The 19,698-nt window shown below is 36.3% G+C and carries 18 protein-coding genes; 11 read left to right on the forward strand and 7 right to left on the reverse strand.

Annotation, left to right across the window (positions count from 1 at the left end; translation table 11 throughout):
* Positions 1–165 precede the first annotated feature (165 nt).
* Positions 166–1,362 (reverse strand): molybdopterin molybdotransferase MoeA, encoded by a 1,197-nt coding sequence (locus AC4IF5_RS08655; protein ID WP_490733593.1) that lies wholly within the window; start codon positions 1,360–1,362, stop codon positions 166–168.
* 8 nt (positions 1,363–1,370) lie between these two features.
* A complete protein-coding gene (gene moaA, locus AC4IF5_RS08660) occupies positions 1,371–2,360 on the reverse strand; it encodes a GTP 3',8-cyclase MoaA (RefSeq protein WP_490733595.1) in 990 nt (329 codons plus the stop codon).
* 354 nt (positions 2,361–2,714) lie between these two features.
* On the opposite strand from moaA, the gene AC4IF5_RS08665 reads away from it, so the two are divergent.
* The 3 genes from AC4IF5_RS08665 (at position 2,715) to AC4IF5_RS08675 (ending at position 6,660) form a co-directional block, all read left to right on the forward strand.
* Positions 2,715–3,581, forward strand: coding sequence for a helix-turn-helix domain-containing protein (locus tag AC4IF5_RS08665; protein ID WP_490733597.1), 867 nt, complete (start codon positions 2,715–2,717; stop codon positions 3,579–3,581).
* Between the two features lie 436 nt (positions 3,582–4,017).
* Entirely contained in the window at positions 4,018–5,481 is a 1,464-nt protein-coding gene (locus tag AC4IF5_RS08670; protein ID WP_490733599.1) for a tetratricopeptide repeat protein, read from the forward strand.
* A gap of 759 nt (positions 5,482–6,240) precedes the next feature.
* A complete protein-coding gene (locus tag AC4IF5_RS08675) occupies positions 6,241–6,660 on the forward strand; it encodes a hypothetical protein (protein WP_490733601.1) in 420 nt (139 codons plus the stop codon).
* Positions 6,661–6,882: 222 nt separating this feature from the next.
* Here the strand turns inward: AC4IF5_RS08675 and AC4IF5_RS08680 are convergent, their stop codons facing one another.
* The 5 genes from AC4IF5_RS08680 to AC4IF5_RS08700 form a co-directional block, all read right to left on the reverse strand.
* Positions 6,883–7,320 carry a hypothetical protein gene (locus AC4IF5_RS08680; RefSeq protein ID WP_490733603.1) on the reverse strand — a complete coding sequence of 146 codons (438 nt, stop codon included), beginning with the start codon at positions 7,318–7,320 and terminating at the stop codon, positions 6,883–6,885.
* 7 nt (positions 7,321–7,327) lie between these two features.
* Positions 7,328–7,675, reverse strand: coding sequence for a DoxX family protein (locus AC4IF5_RS08685; RefSeq protein ID WP_490733605.1), 348 nt, complete (start codon positions 7,673–7,675; stop codon positions 7,328–7,330).
* A 232-nt stretch (positions 7,676–7,907) separates the two neighbouring features.
* The gene (locus AC4IF5_RS08690; protein WP_490733607.1) at positions 7,908–8,321 is read right to left on the reverse strand and encodes a hypothetical protein; all 414 of its coding nucleotides are present in this window, start codon (positions 8,319–8,321) and stop codon (positions 7,908–7,910) included.
* Positions 8,322–8,655: 334 nt separating this feature from the next.
* Positions 8,656–9,267 (reverse strand): response regulator, encoded by a 612-nt coding sequence (locus tag AC4IF5_RS08695; RefSeq protein ID WP_490733609.1) that lies wholly within the window; start codon positions 9,265–9,267, stop codon positions 8,656–8,658.
* A 5-nt stretch (positions 9,268–9,272) separates the two neighbouring features.
* Entirely contained in the window at positions 9,273–10,391 is a 1,119-nt protein-coding gene (locus AC4IF5_RS08700) for an ATP-binding protein (protein WP_490733611.1), read from the reverse strand.
* Positions 10,392–11,268: 877 nt separating this feature from the next.
* Between AC4IF5_RS08700 and AC4IF5_RS08705 the strand changes: the two genes are divergently transcribed.
* The 8 genes from AC4IF5_RS08705 (at position 11,269) to AC4IF5_RS08740 (ending at position 19,624) form a co-directional block, all read left to right on the forward strand.
* The gene (locus AC4IF5_RS08705; RefSeq protein ID WP_490733612.1) at positions 11,269–11,622 is read left to right on the forward strand and encodes a helix-turn-helix domain-containing protein; all 354 of its coding nucleotides are present in this window, start codon (positions 11,269–11,271) and stop codon (positions 11,620–11,622) included.
* 483 nt (positions 11,623–12,105) lie between these two features.
* Positions 12,106–13,380, forward strand: coding sequence for an aminotransferase class I/II-fold pyridoxal phosphate-dependent enzyme (locus AC4IF5_RS08710; RefSeq protein WP_490733614.1), 1,275 nt, complete (start codon positions 12,106–12,108; stop codon positions 13,378–13,380).
* Complete coding sequence (locus tag AC4IF5_RS08715) at positions 13,373–14,005, forward strand: TetR/AcrR family transcriptional regulator (protein ID WP_490733616.1); 633 nt, start codon at positions 13,373–13,375, stop codon at positions 14,003–14,005. The genes AC4IF5_RS08710 and AC4IF5_RS08715 overlap by 8 nt, the downstream gene beginning before the upstream one ends.
* 99 nt (positions 14,006–14,104) lie before the next feature.
* Complete coding sequence (gene dnaX, locus AC4IF5_RS08720; RefSeq protein WP_490733618.1) at positions 14,105–15,190, forward strand: DNA polymerase III subunit gamma/tau; 1,086 nt, start codon at positions 14,105–14,107, stop codon at positions 15,188–15,190.
* A gap of 32 nt (positions 15,191–15,222) precedes the next feature.
* A complete protein-coding gene (locus tag AC4IF5_RS08725; protein ID WP_490733620.1) occupies positions 15,223–15,801 on the forward strand; it encodes a hypothetical protein in 579 nt (192 codons plus the stop codon).
* 396 nt (positions 15,802–16,197) lie between these two features.
* A complete protein-coding gene (locus AC4IF5_RS08730; RefSeq protein WP_490733622.1) occupies positions 16,198–17,280 on the forward strand; it encodes a chorismate mutase in 1,083 nt (360 codons plus the stop codon).
* A gap of 183 nt (positions 17,281–17,463) precedes the next feature.
* Complete coding sequence (gene rsgA / locus AC4IF5_RS08735) at positions 17,464–18,390, forward strand: ribosome small subunit-dependent GTPase A (RefSeq protein WP_490734077.1); 927 nt, start codon at positions 17,464–17,466, stop codon at positions 18,388–18,390.
* Between the two features lie 817 nt (positions 18,391–19,207).
* Positions 19,208–19,624, forward strand: coding sequence for a nucleoside-diphosphate kinase (locus AC4IF5_RS08740; RefSeq protein ID WP_034722935.1), 417 nt, complete (start codon positions 19,208–19,210; stop codon positions 19,622–19,624).
* The last annotated feature ends 74 nt before the right edge of the window (positions 19,625–19,698 follow it).

Raw genomic sequence — 19,698 nt, forward strand, 5'->3', positions numbered from 1 at the left:
TTCTCTGGTTCTTCAGAATTTAATTATTATCTAATTTAATACTAAATCCTTTTGCAAATCTAAAGGCATTCGTGGCATTATATTTTTAATTCATATAATAAAAGTATCAGTAATTTTTTTCGCCACGAATGCACGAATGATTTTATTAATGGATTCGCAGTGTTTTTAATAATTATATTTCCATATTTTGTAAACTTCTCCCTTTCTAAAATTATTCTGTCCCAAAGAAAGTTCCATAAAAGCATTCGTGTCGGCAAGATGTGAAAAATCTCCTGATCCGTTCGTATTCACCGACTCGGCAGTAAGCTGTCCCAATTGATTGACACTAAGCTTTACCTGCGCAAAATACTGAAGTGGAAAAGGAAAATCAATATCGTTCTGTAAAACGGCAAACTGAGGTGAGCTCCCGGAAATTGCCAGCGATTTTTCCAACCATGGTATAAAATACCGGTGCAGGCACATGAATACCGAAACAGGATTTCCGGGAAACGCAAAAACAAGCTTCTGCTCTTGATTTTTACCAAACCAGAAAGGTTTTCCCGGTCTTTGCTTTATTTTGTGAAAAAGCTTTTCTATTCCCAGTTCTTCGCAAGCTTTAGGTAAATAATCAAATTTTCCCATGGATACTCCGCCACTCATAAGAACAACATCATATTGATGAGTACAGCGGGATAGCTCTTTTTTAATTTCCTCATAATCATCTTTAAGATGGAGAGTATCTGCTTCAATATTATATTTTTTCAAAACGGACTGTATCGTAATTCCGTTCGAGCGTCTTAATTGGTATGGGCTTGGTAGGGATTCAGGATCTACCATTTCATCCCCTGTGGAAATGATGACAATTTTAGGGAGCTTTTTTACGGATATAGAAGTTTTTCCAATGGATGAAGCTATTCCTATGATGGCGGGAGTGATGATCTGATTGGCTTTCACCAGAACTTCGCCTTTCTTTTTATCTTTTCCTTTCAGGTGGATATTCTGCCCTTTTTTTATATCCACGTTCAGATTGGCGATTCCGTTATCCAGGGATATATCTTCATAACGGATAACAGTATCTACAGAATGATCCAAAGCGGCCCCGGTCATGATTTCAATACATTCATTCCCGGAATCAATAGAAATGGAAGGTTCTCCCGCGGATTGTACTCCTTTGACTATGAAAGATCGGATTCCTTTTTCATACGCATCAAAGCGGATTGCGATCCCATCTACCGTGGGTCTGTCAAAGGGCGGGAAATCCCGGTCTGCCGTAAGGCCTTCTGCTAAAACCCTTCCTGATGCCTGATCATATGAAATATATTCTTTTCCAAAATCCTGGATTTGGGAAAGTATAATATCTTCTGCCTGTTGTACGGTGATCATTTCCATAGTTATCCTCCTATTGTAGCCATAGACTGATGAATTTGTGAAACTGTCATAGTTTGTTTTTCAGCTTCCCATCCGTCTTTGGGCTTATGATGTATACTGTTGATGATTATATTGCTAAGTTCTTCATCGCTCGCTCCGGAACGGATCATATCTTTTAAATTGATCCCACCGCCTTCATACAGGCAGGTTCTCAATATACCGGAAGGAGTGATCCGTATCCTGTTACAGTCTCCGCAGAATGAACGTGTGTAGGCGGCAATGATTCCAACATCTCCTGCAAAACCTGGTATTCTGTAGTTGTATGAGGTGGAGCTTTTAGGGTCCTGCACCTTCTCTATATCAGGAAAATGGTCTTTGATATAATGGTAAATTTGCGGATAATTCCACTTGGGCGCTATGTCAGAGTCATTATTTCCATTGAAGGGCATTTCTTCGATAAAACGTACATCTATTGGAAGTTCTCTGGTAAGCCGGACCAAAGGAACAATATCCTCAATGTTGCGGTCCTCCATTACTACCGTGTTTATTTTCACTTTGATATGGTGCTTCAATAAACTTTCCAGTGTTTTCATTACCTTATCAAAACTTTTTCGGCGGGTTATCTCGAAGAAACGGTCTTCATCCAGCGTATCAAGACTGAGATTGACAGATTTTACTCCGAATTCTTTAAGCTTTGGAATATACTGTACGGTCAGAAGCCCGTTTGTAGTTAAGCTTAAATCTCTAAGCCCATTAAGAAGTGATATCTTCTCAATAAGACCGATACAGTTTTTTCTTACAAAAGGTTCACCTCCGGTTATTCTGATCTTATCAACTCCAAGACCTGTAAATACGGAACATATTCTGAGCATTTCCTCATCGGTCATCAGGTCGTTCTGCTTGATCCATGCAAGTCCGTTTTCCGGCATGCAATAAGTGCATCGGAGGTTGCACCGGTCTACAACGGCCAGTCTCAGATAATTGATATGTCTTCCGAATTTGTCTGTTAACATGTTTACAGGAAAAAGAACCTTATACAAATATACTTATTGTTTTAACGATAGTCCAAAAATATCAATACTGAAAATTAAGCCTGAAAAGAGAAGCTGATAAGTTTTAAAATCAGGGAACATAAGGAGATAGAGCAGGATCGTTCCTGATTTTATGTGATACCTTCATGATAAACTATATGAAAAGATGATATTCTTGTCACGGTTTCTGATATTTCTAAACGGGTAAGAAGGATGTATCTTTGCGCGCTGTTGAAAAAAACGGGAATTAATAGATTACCTTGTGTAAAAGAAACAATATATAGGGTATTTTCATAAATTAGTATGCAGTATTGCTTGTATTGTAAAAAGAATGGTATGATAATAGAAAAGGAACTGATTAATAAAGATTCGGTAGAGGAGGTATTTAACAAAGGAATAGATGTCGTTTTTCAGGATGAGATCAGTGGAGAGTCGTTAAATTTTTTCCCTGATAACTGCTTTACCATTATCCTTCTGGATGCATGTAAGGGTGGAAAATGCATTACCGGTCTTGATCAATATGATTTAAAAACTCAGCAGTTATTCATACATCTTCCCAAAAGAGAATACAAATGGGACCTGGCTCCGGACACTATGGGAAGGAGGCTTATCATTAATGATGCTATTCTGAGGACATTTTCACCCACCCTTAAATTTACTTTTTCTTCCTACAGCAAATACGAAATGATACAGCCTGATGATGAAACTTATCACCGGTTCAGTCTGGAGTTTAATGCCATTAGGAAAGAAATTGCTGCCGATGTTGTTTTCCCGGAACTTATCAATGCAAGAGTACGTCTTTTGGCCCTGATTATTAATCTGTGGGTAGAACATGCTTATGGCAATAAAGCGCTGAGCACCCCGGATAATCTTGCTTTTCGTTTTCATATGCTGGTAGACAAATATTATAAAACCCAGAAGAATGTGGCCTTTTATGCCGAAGAATTGTGTATTACCCCAAATTATCTGGGAGTAATCTGCCGGAAGCAATATAAAATTTCGCCGCTTGAATTCATTAAAGAAAGAATCATTCTTGAAGCGAAAAATTTACTCCATAGCTCAGATAAGTCAATTAAACAAATAGCTTTTGAACTGGGCTTCCAGAACTTTTCTCATTTTTCCTATTTATTCAGGGTGAAAACAGGTTCTACTCCGAAAAATTATAGAAAGAAACTGGAAGAGAAAGATTCTGATCCTGAATAAACATAAGTCACTGTGCGAAATACACTTACTGTATTTTCTCCAATGCTGATTGTTTAAGAAATGTTTTCACTGTTTTTTTGCCATTAGTGCACGGATAAAATCATTAGTGTATTATTGACGATTAAATATTTACGTTTTACCACAATCTATTGGTTATTGTAGCCTTGTTTCCTGTATAACAGGTCCGGATTATTTTTGCTGATCCGTACGATGGCCGTATCTTCATCCATAGTGAAATCTTGAGTTTTTGTCACAATATTAAAGATCAGTTCTCTTTGGAGCCATGAGAAAATGAAATGATCTTAAGGATTGGAATGTTATTTGTAATGCAATACAGAAGTTTTTGACGGATAGAATGGATTAGAAGTCAGATATTACACATACATAACAAATGAATTAGGATTAACAATGATGGTTTTTTTTAAAAATAACAAACATGCTCCCACCTCAAAATAAACTCAACAGAATATACCATTTCCCGGGTACTTTTCTTGTACTATTGATTTATTGTTTTTTAGGCAGCAGGTTGGTATATGCACAGGGATCCTTTTCTCCTAAAAGATTTGACAGTATCCTGCTTAAAAGAACAGAATCATTGCGTATTCAGGGAGATTACGAGAACCTTGTACGTCTTAATAAAGACTATCTGAACATGGCAGAAGAAAAAGAATACAAAGAGGGTATTATTCTCTGCTATATCAATATTTCCAATATCTCTGCAACGATAGGGAACTATAAAAGAGGGCTGTCTTATCTTTTCCTGGCTGAAAAAGAACTTAAAACAGTTAACAGTCAGGCCCTGAAGGCCAGACTTTACCAGGAACACGCTCAGCTGAACGGAGTGATCGGTCTGTATAAAAGTGCGCTCGACCTTAATGCAAAAGGATTGTACTATCTGAAAAATGTTTCCGATCAGGAGAAAAAGAAATTTTACCTCTATAGATTATATGCCCACAGGGCTGATTTTCTGTATAAAGCCAATAGACCGGATTCAGCTTATATTTATTTACAGAAAGGAAAAAGAATCGACGGTAAAGGATTTCTTCTGAATACTCTTCTTGCCAGACATCACCTGCAGTACTCAAAAATGTTGGATTCTACCCGGATCTATCTTCAGAAAGCTTCAGAAAAAATGGTTACCACAGGTAAGGTCAACATACAGAACGGTTTTTTGTATCTGACCTATGGAGATTATTATTATGAGGTGAAAGATTATCATACCGCTTTGGATTACTACAATAAGGCTCTGGATAATTATAGTAAGACCAACAGGCTTTATAATATACCGGGGATATATGAATCCCTTGCGAAAACGTATAAAATGCTGGGTGAGCCTGAAAAGGAGAAAGAAGCTATGCAGAAATATGCGGAAGAAAAGAAAGAGCTGGAAAATATTCAGAATGAAGCGATTAATATTTCGATAGACCATATGCTTGCGGATAAAGACGAAGAATCAAACGCTTTTCATAAGCGGATCTATCTTTACGGCGGTATTATTCTGGGATTGTCTGTTCTGATATTTATCCTGCTTTACAGGCATAACAGAGGACTTAGAAGAAGAAAGAACAAGTTCAAAAGCGAAGCGCTTTCACTGAAAAGCAGAATCAATGACTCATTTGATGAATTGGTGATGCTGGCTAAAAAGAATGATTCAACATTCCTGACACGGTTTCAGGAAATCTATCCCGGTTTCTGCCCGAAGCTGTTGGAGATCAATCCGAAATTGGGACCTTCAGAGCTTACTTTCTGTGCCATGATCAAACTCAACTTTACTTCCAAAGAAATTGCGGAATATACCTTCATCCAGCATAAGTCTGTACAGCAGAAAAAGCACCGTCTCCGAAAGAAGCTGGATGTACCCAGTGACCAGGAACTGTTCATTTTCTTTGATTCCTTATAATGTCGGAAGCCCTGTCAGGTTTACATTGACATCTATTGAGAAATATGAAGAGCGTGACAATGGTTTTCCGTTACCGTATTTTGTTGCTTGTTTGTAATGCATTTTTGTCAGACTGATATAAAAAAAGATGTATATAGGTGGTACATAGACATCCATGCTTTTCTTGCCTGGCACTCTAAAATAAATTACTCTTTTAGGAAATTGTTTGATTGGGTTTCTGTCTTAATGTTTAAGAGGTGACTCATGATGGCTGTAATTTCTTTTTTATGTTCGGGATGGCATGGCATTCCTGATATATCCTTAATAGAAAATTCTTTAATGGAACTTTTGCCATTGGATTTGAAAGAGCAGGATATTTATGAGTAAATGTTTGTTTTTGCTTTTTGATGTGGTTCCTGTTTTTCCTTTTATGATCTGGCTGGGTTCAAAAAACCGGCTGAAGAGTACCCGTCTGTTTTAATTTTACCTTAAAAGGCCGTGAAAAGGCTTTAGTAGTAGGAAAACAGTAAATGTGGTACATATGTAGTAGGAGAATATTGTTATTGTTTTTAATAAGTTTTTAAAATTTGCAGCATGAAAGAAGGGGGAGAAAAATTAACCAAATAAAGATTCTAAAAACACAAAATGATATCCCCCTCTTTTAATAAAACGATCTCAGGTATGCTGGAAAAATGTAAGACGAGCTTCATCAGAAAAAATGTTTTGAATTAGGAAATAAAATCATAAATTAAAGTAAAATTCATTCAAAAATTAAAACATATGAAAAACACAAAATTTTTAATTACAGCAATGACAGTTGTAATGTTTGCTTCAGGAGTTTCAGCACAGATCACCCCAAAAGGGGCAGGTTCAGATAAAGATAAACATGGATGTAAAGGATCAGCAGGATATACCTTTTCGGTAATAAAGAATGACTGCGTAAGACTTTTTGAACAAAAGATACAGCTGAAAGAAGTAGACTCCAGGAAATCATATACTTCCAATGCGGCGATCATCCTGAGTGAAGACGGGAAAAAAGCAGAGCTGTTCCTGCCTTCATCTGACGGAAGCCTTATTCTTGAAAAAACAGCCTCGAAAAAAGCTGTTGTTTATAGAAAAGGGCAGTATACTTTGACAAAAGTTAAAAATAAAAATGCCTACACACTGAAACTGGCTAATAAATTAGTTTTTAAAAGTTAAAAAACACAATTGATAGAACAATCTCAATCTTCATAGAGTATTACCACACCAATAAAATGGTGTGAATAGAGGCTGGATCAGAAATGAGCCAGCCTTTTATTTAAAGCTACAATGTATGAATAAAAGAATTTTTGCATTCGTGGCAAAAAATAAGAACAGCATAATAATAAGCAAACATCTTTCAGTCTTTATTACATCAGGATAGTTTGGAAAGAGGTATGCTTATCTGGCCTGCCCGATATCGAGTCGTTCAAATTTTCCTTCGTTGTTTTTATGGAACTTAAAAAATACAGGAAATGTTCCCCATTGTCCCGCCTTAAAATTGCCATAAATATCCTTGCCGTTATTTTCAACACGGTCTATACTCAGAAACAATTCTTTACCCAGGGCATTTGAGAAAAAAGACTTAAAATTCACTGTATTTCCATCGTCGGTCATGACAGGATTTTCTGTGAAGAAACCATACCAGCTTTTATCACCTGTCTGTAATGCTTCTATAGCTTGTTTTACGGCTGTGTCTGTTATTTTTGATAGATCCATTGTCTGTTGTTTTTTTAAAAGTTGTGTTTTGTTTTTTTGTTTTTCCTTAGAAGGGGTTTGTCCACAGGCGATGAATGAAAAGCTTATGGCCAACAGGGTAATCAGTAGGTGTTTTTTCATAGCTGTTTCAATTTTTAAGAGGATGCTGCAGGTAAATGATGATCAGATTCAGACACAGGAAGGGAAGTTCTATTACCATGCCTTTTAGATCCTTATTCATCAAGTGAAAGCAGATGATCAGCAGTATGCCGGCTGCCATCAGAAAATTTCCCCAGACAAATGTTTTGGGAAATAAGATCATGACGGAAGCGAGTAGGGTGACAGCTCCATTGATCATAAGTCCGGTTTTGTCAAAACCCCATTTTCCAAACATTTCTGCCATTTCAGGCTTTCCCGAAATCATTGCTATTCCCTGTTTAAAGCCCATAAAGACAGCAACCAGGATCAATACGGAATTAATAATCTTTACAATCATTTTCAGTGTTTTATAGTGTATTAATTTTTAATGATACCTTAATAGTTTTAAGTCAATCATTAATAATACAAATATGAAGGAAATGAATGACTTACGAATGGTGAATTTTTCGGAAAATTACATTTCTTAATCAGATCTTGCCTTAAATAGCCGTCATTGGATCGTTGCTCATCACAAAAGAAGACCACAGTTGATTGTAAACTGTGGTCTTCTACAACTAAGAACTATTTAACTACGATTCTGTTTTCAGGTAACCAAAATGTAAAGTTGGCTCTTTTCCGAATAAGCAGGAGAAAATATTCTGAAATTCGTGAATATATTTACATTTTATGGCATTACCATATATTTTAAGTCCCTCCAGTATTTTTCTGGAGCTCAGGTCGATGTCGTATTTTATAAAGGTCTCCGGTCTTTCATACCGTATCCGTTGATCTGAACTGTAAGTTCTTGAAAATCCTAATTTTTCAAGCCATTCCTCTGTTATTTTAATAGGCTTTATAGAATCTGCCGGAACTGAAAGGCTTTGAATATCATTTTCAATTTTAACAAAATATGCCTGCCCGATACTCTGAAAAATCTCAGTGATCGTATAAATCTGGTTTTTGTACTCGACTAAGTTTTTGATTTTTAGATCTGCTACATTCATAATATTTTGATTTTTAGTAATGATAGGGTCATTTATAAACTGCAAATATTATGCCTTGCATTGCTTCGCTAAGCCTTGTTTTAGTGATGATTAGGTTAAATTTTTAATATGAAAAATTAATATTATGTTAAAAGATGTGGATTTATCATCAATACAGGAAATGGATGCTGAAATCCAATGTGGTATCTGTGTGGTACTATATTTTTTCCTTTCCTGGAAGTGCTGACTGTTGATAGCTGCAGAGCTGTGGTAACAGATAGCATAAGGACCACTATGAAAGCATTCCAGGAATAAGCACGAAGAAGATATCCGGTACCGCTTCTATATAAGAAGATCAATGCATCATGTCATACACTTTGATCAGCTCAGCGATATTATTTACATCAAGCTTCTGAAAGATTCTTTTTTTATAGGTACTTACAGTAGACATCTGAATATTGAGCCTGTTGGCGATTTCAAGATTTCCATTTCCGTCAGCCAGGAGTTTAAAGATTTCATATTCCCTTGAGGACAGCTTTTCTGAAGGATTGTCCCTTTTATTCTGAATGATAAGCCCTATCAGGTCTGCAGGATAGAAATAGCCCTTTTCGATCACGGTCTTTACTGCATTTTTTATTTCTTCCTCACTGCTTTGTTTGTTCAGATATCCTTCGGCACCTTCTCTGATGTATTGTATGGCAACATCTTTATCATATCCTGAGAATACAAGGATTTTGATCGTTTCCTGGATGCTTTTGAGCTCGGAGATCATTTTTTTGTATTGCGTTCCAGGCATGTCAATATCTAAAATAAGAAGGCTGTAATGCTGAGTAGCCAGCATGTTTTTGACCTGTTCATAGTTTTCTGCAAAATCGATTATAAGGTCAGGATAGGCGGATTCCAGTACCAGGGCGGTTCCTGCTCTTACTACGTAATGATCATCAGCGATTAAAAGTCTTTCATTCATATAAATCAGTTTTTATAGAGTGTGATTTCCACAACAGTTCCTTTAGGGTGATTTTGCGAGAAGCTCATTTCAGCATTCATTTTTTTGACCAGATGGATCACCATATGCAGTCCGAGCCCTTTTCCTTTAAAGCTTGGTGTTTCCAGTTTAGGATTTCTGAACAGGTGCATATAAGTAGTTATCTGGTCTGCAGACATTCCTGCACCCGTATCTGATATGGTTATGGTGGATTTTTGATTGTTTTCTGTAACATTCAGCATGATTTCTCCTTCAGAGGTGTTTTTGACTGCATTATCAAGGATATTATGAATAACAGCTGTCAAAATACTTTCATTTACTGTGGTGTAAACCTTGTTTTCTGCTGTATTGATAATGGTGGTTCCTCTCTCTTTTGCAATTTCACAGAATAACCTTTTCTTGATTTCCAGAATTCTGTTAATAGGATACTCATGCTCTTCAAGAATATTCTCAGCTTTGTAAAGTTCGGTATATTCCTTTAAGTTCAGCGTGAACTGATAAAGCTGTTCAGATGACTTATAAATACTGTCAAAATATTTTTTCTGAAGTTCTGCATCATCTGATTCATGAAGCTTTTGAGAAAGCATGGCGATGAACCTTATCGGTGTTGTAATGTCATGACTGATGGTCTCTACCAGTTTTTTCTGGTATTCAGTCTCCCTTTGCAGATCACTTTTTATACTTTCAAGTGTAAGAGAAGTTTCCTTAAGCTCTGAATTTTTATTGTGAACGATCTGCTTCAGAGCTTTGTTTTTTATCCTTAAAAAGTTGGTCATCAGCTGGACTATGACAATAATGGCAATCAGAATGATGACTGAAAGAGAAACCCGGAATAATAAAGTCTGATAAAAAAGAGGGGGAATCCTGAACCGAACCGTTTTCTCTTCAAACTTTCCAGTGGGAGAAACCAGCATTCTTACGCTAAGAGTATATTCTCCCGGACTGAGGTTACTTATGGCGTATTTCAGTTCATTTCCGGTAGCAACCGGTTCCCACTCCGCGTTTTCTTTACCGGATATTTTGGCTTCTATGTAAAGATTTTCCGGATTTGAGAAATCGCAGATGTTGATATACAAGCAAGCAAAAAACAATGCCCAAACTTTCATATGTGCAAAACTGATCTATACTTTTTGCATCAAAGCAAAAAGCGGTTAATAATAGTTTTTGTACAAGTCGAAGTTTTTTTAATAGGTAGGAACGATTGAGAATAAATTTTTATCATTAAGCTTTCTTGGTCTTTTTGTGTCTTAGATTTTTATGTTGTAAAAATAGTGAATTTATAGACATAAACAGGCATGTCCGGAATTGTTTTCATATGAGTTTTATCTGTATTTATTAGGTCTGGATAGGATTTGACAGGTTTGTTTGTAGAATTATTTCTACAGAAAGTGAGTATTTATTCTATAAAATAAATTTGTTATAGGGTCCTTAATGTAATTTCCGGTTTTTCGGATGTGTCGGTTATTGAAAAATTTCAGGACTGAAGTGAAAAGGATATTGTTGTATATGATTTTGATTTTCAGTTGTTTTTTTTTGAATTTAAATGAGGTTTTCATACGGTTGGAATTGAAAATTACAGAAGGGTTTTTAGCTTTAAATTAATATGGTATGCTGTATCGTTTTTGTAGTAAAAGTTTTACAAAAGGACTGTGTTAATTCTACATAGAATTTTTGATCCGGTTGAGCTGTGTTCTTACTTTTGCAAAACAATTCCGGCACTCACGTAATGAGGCCTGATCAATTAAAAATGATTCTGAAAATACAAATGATGCACATCGAACAAAAGATCTCTTTTTAAGAGATCTTTTGTCGCTTTTAGTGCAAAAAACAGAAAACACCACTATAGTATTCCTTAAAGCTTCTGCATAGGCGCTAAAGCCTGTTTTTATAGATAGTGAGCTTTTAAATATCCGAAAAGTTCACCATGTTGTTTTATTTCTTATTATTAAATTTATATATTTAAATAGATCATAAAATACAAAGATGAAAAGAAGTGAAGAGATTACCCAGCAGTATTTTGCCTTTTTGGAAAGGCACATTCAGGATGTTGTTTCCGGAACGGTTCCTGAATTTATGGAAGTCAATGAGATTGCCGGCGAGCTTGCGGTTTCCCATAAGCACCTTACTGATACCATTAAAAAAGAAACGGGGCAGCATCCCTGTTATTTTTATGATGAAAAAATTATTCAGGAGGCTAAAAAAATGCTTGCCGTTCCAGATAAATCTGTGGCCGAGATTGCCCGTATTTTTACTTACGACCCATCCAACTTTTCAAAATTCTTTAAAAAGATGACCGGAATTACTCCTGGAGAATTCAGGACTTCCAGGAGGATATAAACAACGTGAATTTGGAGTAAGAAAGGTTGGAAGCCGGAAATTAATATTTACAAATAATTTCTGGTTGTTATCGTAAAACTTGAATTAAGTGTTTGATATCAAAGTTGTTTCATGGGGTTCTATTCCCTGTTCCGGGACTAATAATCTCCGATTTCTGCTGTAAGAAGTTCTTCTATGAATAAATAAAGAAAAAATAATCTTTTATAAATGAGAGGGTTGTGAAAAATAACCACTTTTTTTTATTATTTATTTATTAATATTTCTTTATTGTTTACTTTTTTTATTAAATTTAGGGGAGAAAACTAATTTATTCAATAAAAAATAGATGTTTAAAGTTACAGATGTATAAAAATACTTTGGTTTCCAGATAATAAGAATAAAATTATTGTGTCTTTAATAATAATTAATCTTTTATGGAAGCTTAAGCCTTTTAAATAGTCATATATTTGTTTCTTCGAACCACAACAATAAACAAAATTAAGGATGAGCATCAATTTCACAACAGCAACGTTCAGGGACTTCGAGAATATCCCGGATCACGATATGGCCCAGAGAGCAGAGATTTTTTATGAATTTTTGGACTATATGAGGTCAAACGGTCATATGAACTACAGATTGAAAAATAATTCGGGATGTAGCTCTGTAATGAATGTAGATATAGAAAATACACAGCAGGATTATGTAAGTTTTGTTTCCAATGATTATCTGGGATTTACCCAGCACCCGAAAGTGAAGCAGGCAGCCATTGAAGGAATCCAGAAATATGGAACAGGAGCGGGAGCTTCACCCCTGATCGGAGGACATTTTGTCTTTCACGATGATCTGGAAAAAAAGATTTCATCTTTCTTTGGAAGAAAGCAGGAAGAAGCGGTTATATTTACTACCGGATATACAGCCAATAGTGCGACCCTTCAGATTTTATTGCAAAAAGAAGATATAGCCATTATTGACATGGCAGTGCATACAAGTGTACATGAAGGATGTGCTTTTACGAACACAAAAACATTTCCGCATAATAATCTGGAAGCTTTGGAACACATTTTGAAGACATCTGAAAATAAATTCCGTACAAAGCTTGTAATCATCGATGGTATATATTCCCAGGATGGGGATGTATCTCCTTTAAAAGAGATCTATAACCTGGTGAAAAAATACAATGCCTACCTGATGGTGGATGATGCTCATGGGGTAGGTATTTTAGGAGAAAACGGGAGAGGAGCGCTGGAAGAAGCAGGGCTGATGGATAAGGTAGACTTTATCACGGGGACATTTAGTAAAACGTTCGCAAATGTAGGAGGATATGTGATCTGTGATAAAAAAATGGCTGCCTTTATAAGGTTTCAGTCCCGCCAGCAGATATTTTCTGCTACAGCACCACCGTCTGTCATGGGAATTACCAAGGCTATTGAGCTTATTGATGAAGAACCTGAGTGGCGCATAAAGCTTTGGGAAAATATAAATTATTTTAAAAAAGGATTAAATGATATAGGATTGGATACAGGAAATACCTGTTCTGCAATCGTTCCGGTAAAAATTGGAGACCCTAATATAACCGGTGATGTAGGAAAGCTTCTTATAGAGCGTGGTGTTTATACAAACCCTATCTTATATCCGGCAGTAGCGAGGAAGGATGCAAGGATCAGAATGGCTGTAATGGCCACTCATGAGAAAAAACATTTGGACAAAACGCTAAATGCATTTGAAGATATCAATAATAAATTGCATATTGCAAAAAAATTTAATAACAACCATGCCTAGGAAAGTTGTACAAGGTCCTATCAGAGATAAGGAGAAGACTAAACAGAAACTGTTGGCCGCAGTTGGTAAAATTTTAAGAGTAAAAGGTTACTCTGGCCTAAAAGTAAGCAAAATTGCAGCAGTAGCTGGTTTTGACAAAAAATTAATCTATGAGTACTTCGGAAGTACTGATAAGCTGATTGATGAGTATATCAAATCACAGGATTACTGGAGTAATAATCTGGCAGGCACTAACGCTGAAATCGATTTATCAGATGGAGGAAAAGAACTGTCTAAAATTGCTTTAATCAATCAATTTGAAAGCCTTAAAAAGAATAAAGAGCTTCAGAAAATTATTCTTTGGGAGCTTTCGGAGCCTAAACCGATCCTCAGAAAACTTGCTGACGAACGTGAAGAAATGGGGGATGTAATGTTTAAAAATATTACAGATCCTTATTTTGGAGAAGACAAAGCAAAAAGGTTCAGGGCTATTATGGCTTTGCTTATTTCAGGAGCTTATTATCTGAATATTCATACAGCAGCTAATGGAAGTACTTTCTGCGGACTGGATATGAAGAGTGAGGATGGAAGATCCGAAATAGAGAAAGCAATTGTGGAAATAATAGATTTTGCTTATCAGAAATAATCGTTAAAAGTTTTCCGATTTGACCAGAAATACGTTTTTTCTTGATAATTTGAAAACTTTTAATTTTCAAATTAAAACTATATTTCTTATTTTTGGCCAATGGAAAATTTTATAGTATCTGCAAGAAAATATCGTCCTCAGGAGTTTGATACGGTTGTAGGACAATCCCATATTACGGATACTTTAGAACATGCAATTGAAGAAAGCCAGCTGGCTCAGGCGCTGCTTTTTTGCGGACCTCGTGGTGTGGGTAAAACTACTTGTGCCAGAATCCTGGCAAGAAAGATCAATGAGAAAGATGGTTCGGTTTCAGAAGACGGCTTCGCGTATAATATCTATGAGCTGGATGCAGCGTCCAACAACTCAGTAGATGATATCAGGGAACTGATAGATCAGGTACGCTTTGCTCCTCAGGTTGGTAAATACAAGGTATATATCATTGATGAGGTGCATATGCTGTCTTCTGCCGCTTTCAATGCTTTCCTGAAGACCCTTGAAGAGCCGCCTGCTCATGCTATTTTCATTTTGGCGACCACAGAAAAGCATAAGATCATTCCAACGATCTTATCCCGTTGCCAGATCTATGACTTCAAGAGAATTACAATTGAAGATATCCAGGCACACTTAAGAAATATTGCCCGGAAAGAAAATATCCAGTATGAAGATGATGCCTTGTACCTGATCGCCCAGAAAGCTGATGGGGCATTAAGAGATGCTCTTTCCATTTTTGACAGGCTTTCTACATTTTCCCAGAAGAATATTACACTGGCAAAAGCAGCCGAAGTGTTAAATATCCTGGATTATGATCAATATCTGAATATTGTGGATCTTGCCAAGGAAAATAAAATTCCTGAGGTGCTTTCCGCTTTTAATGATATTGTAAAGAAAGGTTTTGATCCCCATATTTTCATAGCCGGATTGGGAAATCATTTCAGGGACCTGATGATGGCCCAGAATACTTCTACTATTGATCTCATTGAAGTAGGAGAAAAGACAAAATCCAAATTTATAGAGCAGGGACAGAAGTGGAGCGCCCAGCAGCTGATCGACGGTATTGAGATCTGCAATCATGCGGATATTAATTATAAAAACTCTAAAAATCCCAGACTTACGGTTGAAATTGCACTGATGCAGCTGGCTTCCCTGACAGCTAACTCAGGCGATACTAAAAAAAAAAGTTCCTGATACTGGCTCCGTTTCTCAGTGGGAAGCAGGAGGTGAAAATTCCTGAAAAAGTTCAGGAGAAAAAAGAAGTTAAGGCAGAACCATCCGTAGTATCTGAAAATGTCCAGATACCTGCTATAACAAAAACCACAAAACCCTTATCAAGACCGGGAATTTCTTCCGGATTCAGCATCAATTCCTTTTTGACCAAAGAAGAGAAAGTGGAAACAGCGGAAAACATTGCTGTGAAAACTGAAAATCTTCCCCAAAACCATTTTACAGATACAGATCTGCAGATGGAATGGAAGATCATGCTTAAACAGCTGCAGGTAAAAAATAATTTTGTTTTTAATGCCGTAAAAACCTTTAAGCTGGTAAAATGTGATGAGCATAAGGTCAAAGTTTTTTTTCCTTCCGATTCTGCCAAAGTGGAATTTGATAAAATAAGCGGAGAATTTTTCAATCATTTCAAAAGAAAAGTTCAGAACCATGTTATTGAGGTTGAATACGAGAGAGACGTTGAAAATCTGAAGATTGAAGTGGTCACTAAAAGAAAAATATTCGAAAAATTCATAGAGAAAAATCCACTTTTGAAAGATCTTGATGATTTAATGAAGTTTGATTTGACATAATTTTTATATATTTGTCAAAGTTTTTTGTGGAAAATAAATTTCTGACAAAAACAAATTGCAACCAGAAACGCTAAAACAAAGACATTTCCAGAGAAAAATGGAAAAACTATCTAACACATATCTGTCTTTCTTTGCACCCGCTAATTACTTTTTTAGCGGTTATTTTAGCTTTTCTGCTTCTTATTATAGAAATTTCAGAACGTATTACCGATTTTACTGGTATTGTTAACTGAATTTCTTTCCAAAAAATACAGGAGAAGTAGAGCCCTTTTATTATCCTGATTCCTTTAAACAATTTTGAACGGCATTTTTTGAAAAGAATTATAAATTAAATTTTATAATCAAAGGGCTATTGCTGTCAACTAAAAAATATAAAAAAACAATAAAATTTAGAATATGAATTTAAAAGATTTGAAAAACGAGTGGATCAATGGGCTTACACAACCCTTAATGATTGCAGGACCATGTAGTGCGGAAAGTGAAGCTCAGATGCTTGAAACAGCCAGAAGAATTAAAGAATCCAATGCGCAGGTATCAGTGTTCCGTGCAGGAATCTGGAAGCCCCGTACCAAGCCAAATGGCTTCGAAGGAGTAGGAGTGATCGGTTTGAACTGGCTGAAAAAAGTAAAGGAAGAATACGGTTTCAAAACCGCTACTGAAGTGGCCAATGCTCACCACGTTTTTGCTGCTCTGGAAGCGGATGTAGATGTCCTTTGGATCGGGGCCCGCTCTACGGTAAATCCTTTTACAGTACAGGAAATTGCAATGGCGCTAAGAGGTACAGACAAGCCTGTATTTGTTAAAAATCCTGTGAATCCGGACCTTGCATTATGGATTGGTGCTTTGGAAAGACTTTTGGGACAGGATATTAAAAACCTAGGAGTGATTCACAGAGGATTTTCAACCTACCAGAAAACCAAATACAGAAATAACCCGAACTGGCAGATCGCCCTTGATTTCAAAAGTCAGTTCCCAAATATTCCAATGCTGATCGATCCGTCTCATATCTGCGGAAACAGAACCGGACTGGCAGATGTTACCCAGGAAGCGCTTAACGTGGGATACCAGGGAGCAATTATCGAAACGCACTCCAACCCTGATGAAGCCTGGAGTGATGCCTCCCAGCAGATCACACCTGAAGTGCTGGCAGAACTTATTGGGAATTTGAAAGTAAGAAATACCAATCTTGCAGGCTTTGAAGGAGAGATGGGAAGACACAGGACATTGATCTCCGACCTTGATTTCCAATTGATTGAACTCCTATCTCAAAGGATGAGAATCTCTGAGAAGATCGGTAAGCTTAAGAAAGAAAATGATATCGCGATCTTCCAGCCTGAGCGTTGGAAAGTGATCACAGAATATGCTACCCAAAAAGCAAAAGAAACCGGAATGTCCCAGGAATTTATAGAAAAAGTGTTCAAAGCGATTCACGAAGAATCTATTGAAGTTCAGAATAATATAATGATCGATAGGGATTAGTGCGGCTGACAGGCAGCCCATGGGTTAAGAGTCAGGGATTTTCTTACTCTTTCATGAAAAACCTCCGGACAAGATAAAAATCAGGGCTTAGGTACCGGGATTTAGGAGAATTGAAGCATTTGTTTTAGACCTATTTCCTGAATCCTAAGCCCTAATTCCTTATATTTGCATCCAGTATTATCTATGAAAGGAAAAATCATTAAATCTACAGGCAGTTGGTACCAGGTTCTGGAATTGGAAACAAATCAGATTTTCGAGGCCAGGATCAGAGGGAAATTTAAATTAATTAAAACCAGACTTACCAATCCGCTTGCTGTAGGAGATTTTGTTGAGTTTCAGCTGGAGCAGGATGATATTGCCTGGATCACCAAAATAGAGCCACGCACCAATTATCTGATCAGAAAATCCGTAAACCTTTCAAAAGAAGCCCATATTATTGCTTCCAATATTGATCTGGCATGCTTTATTTTTACATTGAAACATCCGGAAACTTCGTTAGGCTTCCTGGATAGATTTCTGGCATGCTGTGAAGCTTATAATATTACCCCATTGATCCTGTTCAATAAAATGGACGTTTTACATGAAGAAGAAATTGAAATTGTAAAGGATATAGAATTCCTTTATCAGGAAATTGGCTATGATACTTTAGAAATTTCTTCATATTCAGGATTAAATCTGGATCAGCTTCAGGAAACTCTTAAAGATAAAACTTCCGTATTCTTCGGCCATTCCGGCTGTGGAAAGTCTACATTGGTGAATGCGCTGCAGCCGGGACTTAATTTAAAAACTTCCGAGATCTCAGATACCCATTTAAAAGGGAAGCATACCACAACTTTTGCCCAGATGCATTTCTGGCATTTCGGCGGAAATGTGATAGATACTCCGGGAGTTCGTGAATTTGCCATGATCGATATTGAAAAAGAAGAGGTACAGCATTATTTTCCTGAGATTTTTAAAAAGAGGGAAGAGTGCAAGTTTCACAACTGCCTTCATATTAATGAGCCCAAATGTGCTGTTATTGATGCCCTTGAAACCGGAGAAATCCAGCATTCCCGCTATGCCACATACATTAAACTCATGGACGAAGCAGAAGAAGCTTCACAGAAATAGCCGCTGTATCCTTATCAATAGAAAAGCCTGATGTCCCAACCTAAATTTGCCTCAGTTTTTAGGTGAGCTTTCATCATTTTCTTCAAGCTGACATATGAACCTGCTTTTGTCATTTTGAATGGTGCCAGGTGGAATGAAGAATCTTTTTTGAAAATAAGTTTGAGATTTTTCGGCTTCACTTCGTTTCGCTCAAAATGGCAGCCTGTAAAATTGAAACTAAAAATTTAAACAGGCTCTACGTTTATTATCCTATAAAATAATTGTTAATGATAAGGTTGATGAAATTCTCATCAGCTTTTAAAATCTGAGTTATTTGTACGATAATAATTGGTTAATGAAAATATTTTTAAGCTTATAATTGGCATAAAAATGATTTTTTACTTTTAAATGAAAAATATTTTTTGTTTTTAGAATAATTCTCCTTTTTGTCAGACATTTTTCTGACATAACTCCACTTTTTTCAAATTTTTGCCAGCCTTACAATAACAGGATTTTAAAATCATGAATAAAAATATTTATCTCATTGATTGAAATAGAAGCAATAACGTAATGATGTGATTCTATTTGGTTTTTATTTTTAATAGGATGTTAATAATAGGGTTGATTTTTTACAAATAAAAAACCCAGCCGAAGCTGGGTAAAAACTAATAACCATGAAAACTCAAATTAAACATGAGAATCGCAATAGAATAAACAATTACTGTGCCAAACTTTGGTGTGCGATTTCTTAATAAAAGTTATTTTTATGTTAAAAAAAATTAAAATAAAAATCAAAGATATTTTTTGTAATTTTGCGCCATTAAAAAAATATACATTTATGTCTAACATTACATTCACTATGATTAAGCCTGATGCTGTTGCAGACGGACATATCGGTGCAATATTGGGTAAGATTGCTGAAGGAGGTTTTAAGATCAAAGCTTTAAAACTAACTCAGCTTACAGTTGCTGATGCAAAAAAATTCTATGAAGTACACGCAGAAAGACCATTTTATGGTGAGTTGGTAGAATTCATGAGCTCTGGTCCTATCGTAGCTGCTGTTTTAGAAAAAGACAATGCAGTGGAGGACTTCAGAACATTGATCGGTTCTACTAATCCTGCAGAAGCAGCAGAAGGTACAATCAGAAAAATGTTTGCAAGAAGCATCGGAGAAAATGCAGTTCACGGTTCAGACTCTGACGAAAATGCATTGATCGAAGCTCAGTTCCATTTTTCAGGAAGAGAGATTTTCTAAGAAAATTATCTTACAAAATAAAAAATCCGGAGAATTTTCTCCGGATTTTATTTTTATAAACAGGGGACGATGAA

Source organism: Chryseobacterium sp. UF-290, from assembly GCF_058245615.1.